This window comes from Collinsella aerofaciens, assembly GCF_005844325.1.
GTDB classification, from domain to species: domain Bacteria; phylum Actinomycetota; class Coriobacteriia; order Coriobacteriales; family Coriobacteriaceae; genus Collinsella; species Collinsella aerofaciens_G.
On record NZ_SPFY01000001.1, the window covers coordinates 26,143 to 41,153 of the forward strand.

Annotated in this window: 15 protein-coding genes; all 15 read left to right on the plus strand. The window is 61.1% G+C overall.

Annotation, left to right across the window (positions count from 1 at the left end; all coding sequences use genetic code 11):
* Positions 1 to 2: 2 nt before the first annotated feature.
* Positions 3 to 947, plus strand: a complete 945-nt coding sequence (locus tag FGQ61_RS00120; protein WP_035138537.1) for an aspartate carbamoyltransferase catalytic subunit — start codon at positions 3 to 5, stop codon at positions 945 to 947.
* The gene (locus tag FGQ61_RS00125; RefSeq protein WP_138112661.1) at positions 931 to 2,220 is read left to right on the plus strand and encodes a dihydroorotase; all 1,290 of its coding nucleotides are present in this window, start codon (positions 931 to 933) and stop codon (positions 2,218 to 2,220) included. The genes FGQ61_RS00120 and FGQ61_RS00125 overlap by 17 nt, the downstream gene beginning before the upstream one ends.
* 116 nt (positions 2,221 to 2,336) lie before the next feature.
* A complete protein-coding gene (locus tag FGQ61_RS00130) occupies positions 2,337 to 3,104 on the plus strand; it encodes a dihydroorotate dehydrogenase electron transfer subunit (protein WP_138374260.1) in 768 nt (255 codons plus the stop codon).
* 14 nt (positions 3,105 to 3,118) lie between these two features.
* Positions 3,119 to 4,027 (plus strand): dihydroorotate dehydrogenase, encoded by a 909-nt coding sequence (locus FGQ61_RS00135; RefSeq protein WP_006236128.1) that lies wholly within the window; start codon positions 3,119 to 3,121, stop codon positions 4,025 to 4,027.
* On the plus strand, positions 4,021 to 4,737 hold the full coding sequence (gene pyrF / locus FGQ61_RS00140) for an orotidine-5'-phosphate decarboxylase (RefSeq protein WP_138374177.1): 717 nt from the start codon (positions 4,021 to 4,023) through the stop codon (positions 4,735 to 4,737). The genes FGQ61_RS00135 and pyrF overlap by 7 nt, the downstream gene beginning before the upstream one ends.
* 239 nt (positions 4,738 to 4,976) lie before the next feature.
* Positions 4,977 to 5,285, plus strand: coding sequence for an integration host factor, actinobacterial type (gene mihF, locus FGQ61_RS00145; RefSeq protein ID WP_006236130.1), 309 nt, complete (start codon positions 4,977 to 4,979; stop codon positions 5,283 to 5,285).
* Positions 5,286 to 5,855: a guanylate kinase gene (gene gmk, locus FGQ61_RS00150; protein ID WP_138374178.1), complete on the plus strand. Its 570-nt coding sequence runs from the start codon at positions 5,286 to 5,288 to the stop codon at positions 5,853 to 5,855.
* Positions 5,856 to 5,860: 5 nt separating this feature from the next.
* The gene (locus FGQ61_RS00155; RefSeq protein ID WP_035138532.1) at positions 5,861 to 6,142 is read left to right on the plus strand and encodes a DNA-directed RNA polymerase subunit omega; all 282 of its coding nucleotides are present in this window, start codon (positions 5,861 to 5,863) and stop codon (positions 6,140 to 6,142) included.
* Entirely contained in the window at positions 6,143 to 7,387 is a 1,245-nt protein-coding gene (thiI, locus tag FGQ61_RS00160; protein ID WP_118289040.1) for a tRNA uracil 4-sulfurtransferase ThiI, read from the plus strand.
* Positions 7,388 to 7,600: 213 nt separating this feature from the next.
* On the plus strand, positions 7,601 to 8,314 hold the full coding sequence (locus FGQ61_RS00165; protein ID WP_138374179.1) for a helix-hairpin-helix domain-containing protein: 714 nt from the start codon (positions 7,601 to 7,603) through the stop codon (positions 8,312 to 8,314).
* Positions 8,311 to 10,614 carry a DNA internalization-related competence protein ComEC/Rec2 gene (locus FGQ61_RS00170; protein ID WP_138374180.1) on the plus strand — a complete coding sequence of 768 codons (2,304 nt, stop codon included), beginning with the start codon at positions 8,311 to 8,313 and terminating at the stop codon, positions 10,612 to 10,614. Before FGQ61_RS00165 ends, FGQ61_RS00170 begins: the two co-directional genes overlap by 4 nt.
* Before the next feature lie 78 nt (positions 10,615 to 10,692).
* Positions 10,693 to 11,655, plus strand: a complete 963-nt coding sequence (gene holA, locus FGQ61_RS00175; RefSeq protein ID WP_138374181.1) for a DNA polymerase III subunit delta — start codon at positions 10,693 to 10,695, stop codon at positions 11,653 to 11,655.
* A 133-nt stretch (positions 11,656 to 11,788) separates the two neighbouring features.
* Positions 11,789 to 12,055 (plus strand): 30S ribosomal protein S20, encoded by a 267-nt coding sequence (gene rpsT / locus FGQ61_RS00180; protein WP_022094714.1) that lies wholly within the window; start codon positions 11,789 to 11,791, stop codon positions 12,053 to 12,055.
* Positions 12,056 to 12,151: 96 nt separating this feature from the next.
* Positions 12,152 to 13,963, plus strand: a complete 1,812-nt coding sequence (gene lepA, locus FGQ61_RS00185) for a translation elongation factor 4 (protein WP_117770326.1) — start codon at positions 12,152 to 12,154, stop codon at positions 13,961 to 13,963.
* A gap of 4 nt (positions 13,964 to 13,967) precedes the next feature.
* A complete protein-coding gene (gene dusB, locus FGQ61_RS00190) occupies positions 13,968 to 15,011 on the plus strand; it encodes a tRNA dihydrouridine synthase DusB (RefSeq protein ID WP_138374182.1) in 1,044 nt (347 codons plus the stop codon).

Genomic DNA, 15,011 nt, shown 5'->3' on the forward strand with positions numbered 1-15,011 from the left:
CCGTGGCGTTCAACCATAAGCACCTGATCGACATTACCGAGTACTCCGAAGAGGACATTAAGCTCATCCTCGAGACCGCCAAGGCGTTCTCCGAGGTCAACGAGCGTGCGATTAAGAAGGTCCCCACGCTCAAGGGCAAGACCATCGTCAACATGTTCAACGAGCCCTCGACGCGCACCCGCAGCTCCTTCGAGCTCGCCGAGAAGCGTCTTTCGGCCGACAGCCTCAACTTTGGCGGCTCCTCGACCTCCACGGTCAAGGGCGAGAGCCTTGTCGACACCGTCGAGACCCTCAACGCCTACAAGATCGACTGCATCGTCGTGCGCGACAAGCACGCCGGCGCGCCCTACATCGTCACGCAGAACTCGCCCGCGAGCGTTATCTGCGCCGGCGACGGCAAGCACAACCACCCCACGCAGGCCCTGCTGGACCTGTATACCATCTGGGAGCACAAGGGTGACTTCCACGGTCTGAAGGTCGCCGTCGTCGGCGATATCGCGCACTCCCGCGTGTGCGGCTCGCTGATCCCCGCCCTTAAGATCATGGGCTGCGAGACCTACGCCGTCGCCCCCGGCACGCTACTGCCGCCGGCGCCCGAGGTCCTGGGCTGCGACCACGTGACGAGCGACCTCGATTCCGTCCTGCCCGAGCTGGACGTCGTCTATATGCTACGCGTGCAGCAGGAGCGCCTCGAGGGCGCACCGTTCCCCACGATTCGTGAGTACCACAAGCTCTTCGGTCTGACCAAGGATCGCGAGAAGCTCATGAAGCCCGATGCGATCATCTGCCACCCGGGCCCCATCAACCGCGGCGTCGAGTTCGACTCCTATATGGCCGACCACCCGCAACGCTCCGTCATCCTGGAGCAGGTCTACGCCGGCATCTGCGTGCGTATGGCTATCCTGTATCTGCTGCTTGGAGGTGCCGATAATGGCCTTGCTTCTTAAGAACGCCCACGTCGTCGATCCGTCCGTCGAGCTTGACGGTGTCGTCGACGTCCTGATTGACGGCGACAAGATCGCCGAGGTCGGCGAGAACCTCGCCGCCGAGGGAGCCGAGGTCCGCGACCTTTCCGGCAAGTATCTCGTCCCCGGCCTGGTGGATATGCACGTGCACCTGCGCGAGCCCGGCTACGAGGTCAAAGAGGATATCGAGAGTGGCACCCGTGCTGCTGCCAAGGGCGGCTTCACCGGCGTGTGCGCCATGCCCAACACCGATCCCGTCACCGATAACGGCACTGTCGTGGAGTTCGTCAAGGCCCGCGCTGCCGAGGTCGGCCACTGCCGCGTCTATCCGTCGGGCGCCATGACCCGCGGTCTTAAGGGCGAGGCCATGTCCGAGATGGGCGATATGGTCGCCCACGGCGCCGTCGCCTTCACCGACGACGGTCGCGGCGTGCAGGGCGCGGGCATGCTCCGTCGCTGCATGGACTACGGCAAGATGTTCGGCAAGGTCTTTATGAGCCACTGCCAGGACGAGGATCTGGTCGGCCACGGTCAGATCAACGAGGGCAAGGTCTCGACTCGTCTGGCCCTCGAGGGTTGGCCGGCTGCCGGCGAGGAGCTTCAGATCGCCCGCGACATTGAGATCGCCAAGCTGACCGGTGCCAAGCTGCACATCCAGCACATCTCCACCGCTCACGGCCTGGAGCTCGTGCGTGCCGGTAAGGCCGCCGGTGTCCAGGTGACCTGCGAGGCTACCCCGCACCACATGTTCCTGACCGAGAACGACCTGGACGAGACCTACAACACCTCGCTCAAGGTCAATCCGCCGCTGCGCACCGACGAGGACGCCGAGGCCATCCGTCAGGGTGTCATCGACGGTACCGTCGACGTTATCGTCACCGATCACGCTCCCCACACCCCGTGGGAGAAGGCCCGCGAGTTCGAGCTTGCGCCCTTTGGCATGATCGGTCTCGAGACCTCGCTGTCGCTCGTGCTCACCGAGCTGGTCAACACGGGCAAGATGAGCATGGCTCGCATGGTCGAGCTCATGGCCATCAAGCCGCGTGAGATTCTGGGCCTCGACCAGGTTCAGGTCAAGGCGGGCTCCGTTGCCGACCTGACCGTGTTCGACCCCTCCGCAACCTGGACGGTTGGCGAGGACGGTTACGAGTCACGCGCCGAGAACTCCGGTTTTGCCGGCCGCACGCTTACCGGTCGTGCCACCGATGTGTTTGTCGGCGGTAAGCAGACGCTTGCCGACGGCTGCATCTGCTAGCATAGCCTTATCGCTTTTATGCGCGGTGCCCTTGCGGTGCCGCGCTTTCTATTCGTTTGGACCATGCAACCGCATGGGGGATTGGAGCGTCTATGCCCACACCTTCCACTGCACGCATGCACGACTTCGAGGTCGTCTCGAACCGGGAGATTGCCGACGGCATCTTCTCGCTCGTCATCTCGGCCCCCAAGCTTGCAAGTGCGCTCAAGCCCGGTCAGTTTGTGAACATCGCCGTACCCGGCGATGCGTCCTCGCTGCTTCGCGTGCCCCTGAGCTACTACCGCGCCGACGCCGAGGCCGGCACCGTCGAGCTGTGGTACGCCGTCGTGGGCGACGATACCCGTCGTTTGTCCCAGATGGGCCCTGGCTCCAAGTCCAACCTGTTGGGCCCTGGCGGCCGCGGCTGGCTTGTTCCCGAGGGCACCAGGAAGGCGCTGCTCGTGGCGGGCGGCATCGGTGTTCCGCCCGTGCTGTGCCTCGCCGGCATTCTTGTCGAGCAGGGCGTGGATGTCGACGTTTGCCTGGGCTTTGGCACCGCTTCCAAGGCCGTGGGTGTCGATGAGTTCCGTGCGTTGGGCGCCACGGTTAACGTGTGCACCGACGATGGCACGCTGGGCACGCACGGTTTTTGCACCGACCCGGCAGCCGAGCTGCTCGGCGAGGGCGGCTACGACTATGTGGCCAGCTGCGGCCCCGCTGTCATGATGAAGAAAGTCGCCGCTGCCGCTGCCGAGGCCGGTGCGTACTGCGAGGTGTCGCTTGAGCGCATGATGAGCTGTGGCTTTGGCGCCTGCAACACCTGCAATGTCGAAACGGTCGACGGTATGAAGGGTGCTTGCATGTGCGGCCCCGTGTTCGATGCTTCCAAGGTGGTGGTCTTCTAGTGGGTACCGTGAACATGGCCGTCGATTTCGGCGGCGTCAAGATGCAGAACCCCATCAACACCGCAGCCGGTACCTTTGGCTACGGTTGGCAGTTCCAGAACTTCTTTGATGTTTCCCAGCTGGGCGCCATCACCACCAAGGGTTGCGCTGCCGAGCCCTGGCCCGGCAACCCCGCGCCCCGCATGGCCGAGATTCCCGGCGGTATGATCAACTCCGTGGGCCTTCAGAACCCCGGCGTGGCCGCCTTTGCCCGCGAGTCCGGTCCGTGGCTCGAGCAGCTCTCCAAGGACGGCTGCCAGGTCATCTGTCAGGTTGCCGGCCACTCCGTTGACGAGTTTGTCCGCGCACTCGAGATGTATGTCGAACTGTGCCCCTGGGCTGCCGGCTACGAGATCAACGTGAGCTGCCCTAATATCGCCGCCGGCGGTGCCGCCATGGGCTCCACGCCCGAGGGCGCCTCTTCCGTTATGGCTGCCTGCCGCAAGGTGACCGATAAGCCGCTGTTCGTAAAGATGGCTCCGGTTAACGTTGCCGAGATTGCCAAGGCCCTCGAGGCTGCCGGTGCCGACGGCCTTTCGGTCATCAACTCCATCCAGGGCATGGCCATCGACGTCCATACCCGCAAGTCCCGCGTGGCCAAGCCCAAGGGCGGCCTTTCGGGCCCGCTGTGCCACCACATCGCCGTGCGCATGGTCTGGGAGGTTGCCCAGGCCGTCGATATCCCCATCAACGGTGTCGGCGGCGTCATGACGGGCGAGGATGCGGCCGAGTTTATTCTGGCCGGCGCCACCTGCGTGTCGGTCGGCATGGCCAACTTCGTCGATCCGTGCGCTTCGCTCAAGATCGCGCACGAGCTCGAGGCCTGGGCCGAGTCTCAGGGCGTGAAGGACATCAACGAACTGGTAGGTGCGTTCGAATGCTAGAGACCGATGCCCGCGACCGTGTTATCGTCGCTCTCGACTGCGACCGTGAGCGTGCGCTCGAGCTTGCCCACGAGCTTTCGGGCCATGCCGCCTGGCTCAAGGTTGGCATGACGCTCTATTACGCCGAGGGTCCTGAGATCGTCAAGACGTTCAAGGATTTGGGCTTTAAGGTTTTCCTCGACCTTAAGTTCCATGATATTCCGCATCAGGTTCGCGGCGCCGCCCGTTCGGCCTCGCTTGCTGGTGCCGACCTGCTCTCGGTTCACGGCTTGGGTTCGGGCGCCATGCTCGCTGCCTGCCGCGAGGGTGCCGAGGAGGCGCGCGAGGACCGCGCCAAGCTCGTCGCCATCACCGTTCTCACGAGCATGAATCAGGATGCCTTGAGCGAGATCGGCGTCGAGTCGCCCGTGTCCGAGGAGGCCGCCCGCCTGGCAAAGCTCGCTCAGGCCAACGGCATCGATGGCATCGTGTGCTCGCCGATGGAGGCTCACGACATGCGTGAGCTGCTGGGTTCTGATGCCCTGATCGTGACTCCGGGCGTGCGTCCGGTGGGTGCCGCCCTTGGTGACCAGTCCCGCGTGGCGACGCCTTCCCAGGCTATCGAGCGCGGCGCAAGTCATATTGTGGTGGGCCGTCCCATCACCGGCGCCGACGATCCGGTTGCCGCCTTTGACGCCATCGTCGCCGAGCTGGTCGAAAACGTCGCGTAAAAGATTCCCCCAAGTCACCACTTTTGGGTCTCATTAGCACAAAATAGCCCCTGTGCCTGCGTAAACTTTCCCATCCTTTGTGTGGAATCGCAGGTCAGGGGCTTAACTTTGGGCGCAGTATATTGCACTTTTTGCGGGTATCGTCTAACCTATGGAGCCGCGATTGGGCATTTTGTACGTTCTACGTGCTAAAATGCCAATTATTGAATCAGATATAACCCAACTACTTGGAGGTACGAATGGCACTCCCTCAGCTTACCGATGAGCAGCGCAAGCAGGCTCTTGAGAAGGCTGCTGCCGCACGTCACGCCCGCGCTGAGCTTCGCGAGCAGATCAAGAAGGGCGAGAAGTCCCTCGAGTCCGTGCTCAACTCCGATGACCCCATCGCTTCCCGCATGAAGGTTTCCACCCTCATCGAGTCTCTTCCTGGTTATGGCAAGGCCAAGGCCGCCAAGATCATGGAGGAGCTCGGTATCTCCGCTACCCGTCGCGTCCAGGGCCTCGGCGTCCGTCAGCGCGAGCAGCTCCTCGAGCAGCTGACCAAATAAGTGAGCGCTCAGGATTCCAAGCTCTTTGTGATTTCTGGACCGTCAGGCGCAGGCAAGGGTACGCTCGTCACTCGTGTGCGCGAGCGCCGCTCGAACCTGGGCCTGACGGTTTCGGCTACCACGCGAGCACCACGCAAAGGTGAGGTCGACGGCGTCAACTACTTTTTTCTGACGCGCGAGGAGTTCGACCGCCGCGTGGCAAACGGTGAGTTTGTTGAGTGGGCCGAGGTCCACGGTAACTGCTACGGCACGTTGGTGAGCGAGGTCCAGTCCAAGCTCGCCTCTGGTTCGTCTCTGATTTTGGAGATCGATGTCCAGGGCGCCCTGCAGGTGAAGGAGCGTTTCCCCGAGGCCGTGCTGATCTTTATCAAGCCGCCTTCGCTTGAGGTGCTCCGCGAGCGTCTAGTCGGTCGCGGTACCGAGACGCCCGAGACGATTGAGCTGCGTATGGCAAACGCCGCCGATGAGCTTGCCCTTGCCGACCGCTACGACGACGTCGTGGTTAATGACGATCTCGACCGCGCGACCGATGAGCTCGTTCGCGTTCTCGATATGCATGAAAGGATCTGAGGTCCGTGTCCGTTGTAAAGCCTTGCATTGACGATCTTCTGGAGAAGACCGATCACAACCGCTTCCTGCTCGCTTCGCTTGCCTCCAAGCGCGCCTGCGACATCAATAGCATGCTGCGTGGCCAGCACAACCGCGTGCTTGCCGTCCAGGATGTCGATGACATCACCATCGGGCTTTCCGGTGCCGATACCATCTCGATGGCTATGGACGAGATTGTCGACGGCGACATCTCTTACGACGAGGCCCGTTACGAGAAGGCGCTCGGCCACAAGGTTGCTGAAGCCTAAATGGCGGCTCGCGTCTGCCTGGTCCACTATCACGAGGTTGGACTGAAGGGCAAGAACCGCGCACATTTTGAGCATATCCTCATGGATAACATTAAGGCGGCTTTGGCCGCCTTTTCCGTGAACGCCGTGTCTCGAATTTCCGGTTATATCCTCGTGACCTTTAACGAGCATCAGGCCGATGATGCGGCGCGTGTTATTCGCACCGTTCCCGGCGTTGCTCGTGTGTCTTTGGCGTATCACACTAACCGCGACCCGCAGGAGTACTGCGCCGCCGCCGTCAAGGCGCTGCGCGAGTTTGGTTCCTTCGATTCGTTTAAGGTGCACGCTAAGCGCTCCAATACCGACTATGAGCTCACCTCGATTGACATCAATCGTCAGGTGGGCGAGGTGTTGTGTGAGGCCTTCCCCGATAAAAAGGTTCAAATGCACGACCCCGATGCGATGGTGCACGTACTGGTGGTCCAGGGTAGCGTTTATGTGTACGCGCGCTCCGAGCGCGGCGTGGGCGGTCTGCCGGTGGGTTCTGCCGGCAAGGTCGTGACGCTGCTGTCGTCAGGTATCGATTCTCCGGTGGCGACCTGGATGCTCGCGCGTCGCGGCGCGGTGTGCGTGCCGGTACATTTCTCCGGTCGTCCGCAGACGCCCGATACGAGCGAGTATTTGGTGCAGGATATCATCCGTGCGCTTGAGCCGGGTGTCCAGATCGGCCGCCTGTACGTGGTGCCGTTTGGCGACTGCCAGCGTGAGATTTCGGTCACCTGTCCCAGTAACCTTCGCGTGATCATGTATCGCCGCATTATGTATTCGGTTGCCGAGCGCATCGCGCATATCGAGGGCGCTAAGGCCATCGTTACGGGCGAATCGCTTGGGCAGGTTGCCTCCCAAACGCTTGAGAACATCATGGCTGTCAACGAGGCCGTGAAGATCCCCGTGTTCCGTCCTCTCATCGGTTCGGACAAGCAGGAGATCATCGCGCGCGCCGAGGAGATCGGTACGTTCGATATCTCGACTGAGGCCGCTCCCGACTGCTGCACGCTGTTTATGCCGCGCCGTCCCGAGACGCACGCTAAACTCGATGCCGTGCATGAGGCCTGGGAGTTGTTCGATCACGAGGAGATGATCGAGCGCCTGCTCAAGCAGACCGAGTACATCGACTTCGAGAGCAACACGTATAAGGCCCCTAAGACCTTAAAACGCAAACATTCGGAGCTTGCTCCGCGTGAGATTTACCAAGATCACGAGTAATTTTGTGCATAGACCGACGATGCGTCTGCATCGTCGGTCTTTTGCTATCTGGGCATTTTGCGGCTAAGTGTTCATTTGCTGACGTGTGCCTGAATAAATGGACAGTATTTCGCAAGGTTTTGGTCGGCTTTTGGTTTGACCGCGAAAACCGGTTTTGGAGAATGGCTGTTGCAGGACTCTTTTCCTGACACGATGTTGTTGGGAGGTTTTGCTATGGCGCAGCGCGAACAACACGAACGGGTCAAACGGATGGACCGCTTGGCGGACAAGCTGCTCGGTCATAAGGCAGTGGTGATGGCGATACTGGTCGTCATTGCGATGGCGAGTGGACTGGCGATGGCGAACCTTGGCGGCGGTGCCGGCAGTGTGTCGTTTGAGCACACTGATGGTTCGGGTTCGTTAGTGGAGCCGGGATCCGGCGATGCCTCGAGCGGAAAGACATCCGAAGGCTCTTCGCCTAAGGCGTCTGCCGCGGCAGAGGTTTATGTCGATGTTGATGGCGCCGTTGTGTCGCCCGGTGTATATCGTCTCAAGGACGGCGCGCGGGTGGCTCAGGCGATTGATGCCGCCGGCGGGCTGGCGCCCGAGGCAGACGTTACGGGGCTCAATCGGGCATCTAAGGTCGTCGATGGACAGAAGATTCACGTTCCAACGGTAGGGGAGCAGCAGGCGTCCATTGCGGAAGCTGGTGTTGATGGTGGGGCTTCCGCATCATCGGGCGTGAGTGGCGTAACAGGCCTAGTAAATATCAATACGGCAAGCGCGGCAGAGCTGCAGACGCTCTCGGGCATCGGTCCCTCCATGGCCCAGTCGATTATCGATGAGCGGACAAAGAACGGTGGTTTTGCCTCGGTTGACGATCTGATGCGTGTGTCGGGAATCGGCGAGAAGAAGCTTGCCAAAATCAAAGATTCCATCTGCGTATGAGTGCGACCGAGCGCGAGCATGTGATGCCTCCGCGGCCTCTGATGCCGTGGACGATGGCCCTGTGTGCCGGCATGTGCATGAGCTGCGCCTTGGTGCTCAACGTGGCCGCCGATGCGCTGCTGTGGGAGCGGGCTTCGGCGGTCGGGCCGCTATGGGCCATTCCCGTTACGGCGGCGGTATTCGTTGTGCTGGCTCAATCTTGTGCGCGGCTTGCCCCTTGGAAGCGGTGGCTGTATGCCGCGTCCGTCGGTCTCGTGGCGGGAGCGGTCGTCTCGGCGTGGTGGGCTGTGGGCGTGCTAAGCGCCTCGAAGGCGCTCGACGGTCGAGCGGCAAGCAGCCTTGAGTTTGTCGTGCAGGGTGACCCATCCATAAACGACGACGTGTATTCCTATACCTGCGAGGCACGCACGGACGGTAAGAACTTGGCAATGGTTCGCCTATCGTGCGACCTCGAGCTCAAGGTCGGGGCGCACGTGCGTGTTATCGGTCGCGTTTCACGTTTTGAGAACGATGCGTATGGACGATCGCGCGTGCTCCGAGGCGAGGTGCGCAAGGTTAAAGTCGTTCGGATTTTGTCGGTCGATGAAGACTCTCCGGGGCCGCTGCTTCGGCTGCGAAATGGGCTGCTTGCGTCCATCGCGCCTGCGACCGACCCGGCGCGTGCACTCATAGCCGGTGTCGTCTGCGGTCGTTCGGCCGAGCTGCGCGCCCAGCCGGCGGGCGACTGGTTTTCGGTGACGGGAACGGCGCATCTTATCGCCGTCTCGGGCAGCCATTTGGCAATCGTGGGGTTTGTAATCGAGGGTGTATTGCAAAAGACTCGGTGTTCACGCGGTCTTCAACGGGCGATATTGGCGATAACGCTTGTGGGCTACGCTGCTTTTACGGGCGCGTCTCCCTCTGCCGTGCGCGCGTGCTGCATGGTGTTCGCGACGCTTGTCGTAAACGGCGCGGGGCGGCGCCGGCACGGCGCATCGGCACTCTTCGTTACCATGTCCATCTTTGTGTTGCTGCGGCCGACGGTTCTGTTCGAGATGGGCTTTCAGCTTTCATGTGCCAGCGTCTTAGCCATTCTGTGCTTTTGCCCCTATGCGACCTACGCTTTGGGTGAGCTGAGTGTTCCGTCGGGCGTTGCCAGCATGCTTTCCGTCACGCTGTGCTCGCAACTGGCGACACTTCCCATTACCATTCCTGCCTTCGGTACGTTCTCGCTCATTGCTCCGCTCGCAAATGCGGTCCTCGGTCCGGTGGTGAGCGCACTGCTCGCCGTATCGATCGTGCTGGTTCCCTTTTCGCTCCTGGCGCCGTTGCGGACTTGGGCGCTCGTTGTGCCCATGATTGCCGCCCGTTGCGCGCTGTTCTTTGAGCAGCTGTTTGCCGCCGTGCCGGGTGCATCCGTGAGCGTGCCGCCCGATAGCATGTGGATTTACCTAGTGCCGTGTTTGCTGGCGGTTCTGCTTGTCTGGTGGCCGCGTCCCCGTGCACGTCCTATGGCGGTGGGGCTTGCATGCCTGGTGCTCTTGGCTGCGATTCCGTACGTCTACTGGGATCGATTCGCTCCGCCTTCGGTGACGGTGCTCGATGTGGGCCAGGCCGATGCGATTATTATTCGCCAGGGCGGCGCAGTGGCGCTCGTCGACTGCGGGCTCGACGAGCGCGTGGTGGCGGCGTTGGTTCGCAATAACGTGCACCATATCGATGCCGTCTTTGTGACGCATTGGGATGAGGATCACTGGGGTGGTCTGCCTGCCGTGCTCGAACAGTTTTCGGTCGGTACGATTGCCGTGGCGGCGGATGCGCTGGAGGATGCTCCTGCCGAGGTATTGAACCGACCTGGCGTGGAGTATCGGCAGGTGCGCCGTGGGGATACGGTCGATATCGGCTCATTTTGCGCCCGCGTGATGTGGCCATTCGAGTCCGTGGATGGCGAGGGAAATGAGGACTCGCTTGTCCTGCTGCTCTCATATGTTCAGGAAGGCAAGGGCCTGCGTATGCTCCTCACCGGTGATGCCGAGATCGACCAAGAACGGGAATTCGTGCAGGAGGTGGGGGATATCGACGTACTTAAACTTGGGCATCACGGCTCTAAGGTTTCAGTCGATGATGAGTTGCTGGACGTCCTGAAGCCCGAGCTTTCCCTCGCGAGTGCGGGCGAAGGGAATCGATACGGCCATCCGTCCGATGCCTGCATCGATGCCGTTAAGGAAGCGGGCGGCGTGTTCGCGTGCACTATCGAACACGGCGACATTACCGTCACGCCGGCTGCGAATGGCTTTGCGATGCGATGCCAGCGACCGTGACGACGTCGTTGGCGTGTGGTGGGCCCCTGGGCTAGAATGGCACGGAGCGAATACGAAGGCCTGCGGGAGGGGAGCGCAATGTCCGAAACCGGTCTGCTGCCGGCATATCTGATTGTCGGTACCGACGGAGTCAAGCGCGATCACGCCGTCTCGCGTATGAAAGCGCGTCTGGAAAAGTCGGGTATGGTTGAGTTCAACCTCGACGAGCGCGACATGACCAAGGACCCCGATATCGAGTCCATTATCGGATCGCTTAACACCTTTCCGATGGGCAGCGAGTTTCGCCTGGTAATCCTTGATGGCTGCTCAAAGCTCGCCAAGGCGGTCTCGGAGCCGCTTGTCGAGTATTTGGCGAGTCCCAGCCCCACAACGGTCTGCCTCATCATTGCTGACTCGCTTGCCAAGAACACGCGCCTGTATAAGGCGATCGCCAAGATCGACAAGAAGGCCGTGATCGATTGCTCCGGCACCAAGCGCTGGGAGCTTCCGCGCCGCGTGCAGCAGATGGCGACGCAGCACGGCAAGTCGATCTCGACGGCGGCCGCCGAGGAGCTCGTCTCGCGTTCGGGTGAAAACACTCGCATGCTCGATAACGACTTGGCTAAGCTTGCCCAGATGGTCGAGGCGCCCCAGATTGAGCTTGCCGACGTTGAGCGCTGGATTGTACGTACGGCCGAGGTTCAACCCTGGGACTTTCTCAATGCGGTCTCGGCCCGTGACATGCGCCGTTCGCTCGAGCTCTTCAATCTAATGCCCGCCAAGAGCTACGTGTGGACGTACACATTGCTGTGCGGCCGCATTCGCGAGCTTATCGTTGCCAAGGCGCTCGATGCGCGCGGACAGGGTCGTGAGCTGGCCGCAACGCTCAAGCTCCAGTCCTGGCAGGTCAAGAATCACCTGACCTGGGCACGTCGCTTTTCGATGGCAGAGCTCGTCGCAGCGCTCGAGGGTGCCGTTGATGTGGAGCTCGCGCTCAAGGGTTCGGCCGATTCTGAGACCGCGCTTTTACTCTGGATTACGAACATCTTGAGAAAATCGTGATGATACCTGCCTATTTGACAAATTCGTTCTATCCCTTTGAGGGGGAGCGTGCTATAGTAGGCGCTTGCATGACCTCACCGTGTCTCAGAGGTGTCATACATTTTTTGCAAGGAACTCGAAAGGAACTCCAGAAGTGGCAAACATCAAGTCTCAGAAGAAGCGTATCCGCACCAATGAGGCAGCTCGCATGCGTAACAAGGCTGTCAAGTCCGAGCTCAAGACGCTGACCAAGCACGTCCAGTCCGCCGTCGCCGAGGGCGACGCCGAGAAGGCCCAGGCTGCCCTCAAAACCGTCACCAAGCGTCTCGACATGGCTGCCGCCAAGCATGTTATCCACAAGAACCAGGCTTCCAACCGCAAGTCCGGTCTTGCCAAGCTCGTGAACAGCATCAACGCCTAAGTTGTAAATTTCACACCACACAGATTACGCGCATAAATGGAGCCTGTTTTATGGAACAGGCTCCATTTTTTGTACCGCTCGGGTAAGATAGTCCGCATGAATACTTCAATTGACATTTCCCACATCCGCAACTTCTCAATCGTTGCGCACATCGACCATGGCAAGTCCACGATCAGTGACCGTATCCTCGAACTCACCCATACCGTCGACGAACGCGACATGGAGTCGCAGCTGCTCGACACCATGGATATCGAGCGCGAGCGCGGCATCACGATCAAGTCCAATGCCGTTCGCGTGTCCTATGACGCCGACGATGGCGAGACGTATCAGTTCAATCTGATCGATACGCCGGGCCACGTGGACTTTACCTATGAGGTCTCGCGCTCGCTGGCAGCCTGTGAGGGCGCGGTGCTCGTTGTCGACGCCACGCAGGGCGTCGAGGCGCAGACCGTCTCCAACGCGACGCTCGCCATGAACGCCAATCTGGACATTGTGCCGGCCATCAACAAGATCGACCTGCCCTCGGCTCATCCCGACGAGGTTAAGACCGAGATCGAGGATGACCTGGCGATCCCTGCCGATGATGCCGTGTGTGTCTCGGGCAAGACCGGCGAGGGCATCCACGATCTGCTGGAGTCCATTGTCTTTCTGATTTCTCCGCCCAAGGGCGATGCGAATGCGCCGCTCAAGGCACTCATTCTGGATTCATACTTCGACGAGTATCGTGGCGTCGTCGCCACGGTGCGCATCTTTGACGGCTCCATCAAAAAGGGCGATACCTTGCGCATGATGCAGGCAAAGGGCGACTTTTTGGTCGATGGCGTGGGCGTCAAGCGTCCCGCCGAGACGCCGGTCGACGCGCTGACGGTCGGCGAGGTCGGATACGTGGTCACGGGCCTGAAGGACCCCGAGGCCGTTCGCGTGGGCGACACCCTTACCTGGGCGTCGAACCCCTGCCCCGAGCCGCTTCCCGGTTACCGCGAGGCTAAGCCCATGGTCTATACGGGCCTGTTCCCGATCGATAACAAGGACTACGAGAACCTGCGTGACGCGCTCGATAAGCTGCATGTCAACGACCCGTCGTTGGTGTGGGAGCCCGAGACTTCGGTGGCGCTCGGCTTTGGTTTCCGCGTTGGCTTCTTGGGCCTGCTGCATATGGAGGTCGTCAAGGAGCGCCTGGAGCGCGAGTTCAACCTGGACCTGATTGCCACGAGCCCTTCGGTGGACTATCACGTCTACAAGACCGACGGCGAGATGATTGATGTTCGCAGCCCGCAGGATCTGCCCGAGGCTACGCGCATCGAGCGCATCGAGGAGCCCTACCTCAAGGCCAAGATTATCTGTCCGCCCGAGTATACGGGTGCCGTCATGCAGCTCGCTATCGAGCATCGCGGCATTACAACCGACATGATCCATCTCACGAGCAAATCGGTCGAGATGCGTTTCGACATGCCGCTTGCCGAGCTCATTCTGGACTTTTTTGACCAGCTCAAGAGCCGCACCAAGGGTTACGCCTCGCTCGACTACGAGTTCAACGAATATCGCCCCTCCGAGCTCGTCAAGCTCGACATCCTGCTTTCGGGCGACGAGGTGGACGCGCTGTCGTTTATCGTGCACAAGGATAAGGCTTATGGCCTGGCCCGCGGTCTGTGCGACAAGCTCAAGGAAATCATTCCGCGCCAGCTGTTCGAGGTGCCTATCCAGGGCGCCATCGGCAACAAGATCATTGCCCGCTCTACCGTCAAAGCGCGCCGCAAGGACGTGCTGGCCAAGTGTTATGGCGGCGATATCTCGCGAAAGCGCAAGCTGCTCGAGAAGCAGAAAGAGGGCAAAAAGCGCATGAAGGCCATCGGCTCGGTCGAGGTTCCGCAGGAGGCCTTTATGGCGATTCTCAAGGTGGACGAGTAGGTCCATGGCACTTTCTGAATACAGCAAGCGGTTGCTTGGCGCCTATGCCGAGCAGCCGTTCCTTATGGCTCCCATGGCGGGCGTGACCGATCCCGCCTATCGCATCATGTGCCGCCGTCGCGGTGCCCATCTTGCCTATAGCGAGATGGTGAGCGTGGCGGGCCTTGCCTATGCCAGCAATAAGACGTGGCGCCTGGTACTGCCGGCCGATGAGGAGCAGCAGATCTGCGTGCAGCTCTTTGGCTCCAAGCCCGATCAGTTTGCGAGCGCTGTTGCTGCCGTCGAGGAGCGTGTGGGCGATCGCCTGTCGCTGATCGATATCAACATGGCCTGCCCGGCTCGCAAGGTCGTCACCAAGGGCGAGGGCTCGGCGCTTATGCGCACTCCCGATCTGGCCGAGCAGATCGTCGAGGCGGCGGTGGGCGCGGCGCATGTGCCCGTGACCGTAAAAATCCGTAAGGGCTTTTACGCCGAAGACCGCAACGCCGCGACGTTTGCCCAGATGCTTGAGGGAGCAGGGGCCGCCGCGGTGGCGGTACATGGTCGCTGCGCCACGCAGCTCTATACGGGCCAGGCCGATTGGTCGGTCGTCGATGAGGTGGCCGACGCCGTCGAGATTCCCGTTATCGGTTCGGGCGATGTGTTCTCGGCAGAGGACGCTGCTGAGCATCTGCAAAGCTCGGGTGCCAGCGCGGTGTTTATCGCGCGCGGCATCTACGGCAATCCATGGGTGTTCGGCGATGCCCGAGCCCTTGCACTCGATGGCACGCCGGTTCCTTCTCGCTCCTCGGTTGAGCGCCTGGATGCCCTGCGCGAGCACCTGACGCTCACGCACGAGCTGTTGCCGCTCATGTCGCGTGCCCGCACGTACGCAAGCTGGTATCTAAAGGGCATGCCCCATGCTGCCGCCTGGCGCGCTCAGGTGGTGCGTTGCTCCACATACGAGGAGTTCATGGCACTGGTCGATGATATCGAGCACGATGTGGTGGCCTGTGAGGCCGCACTTGCCGCCGGCGAGTCGGTGCCCGCTCATCCGTTGGAGGCCTAA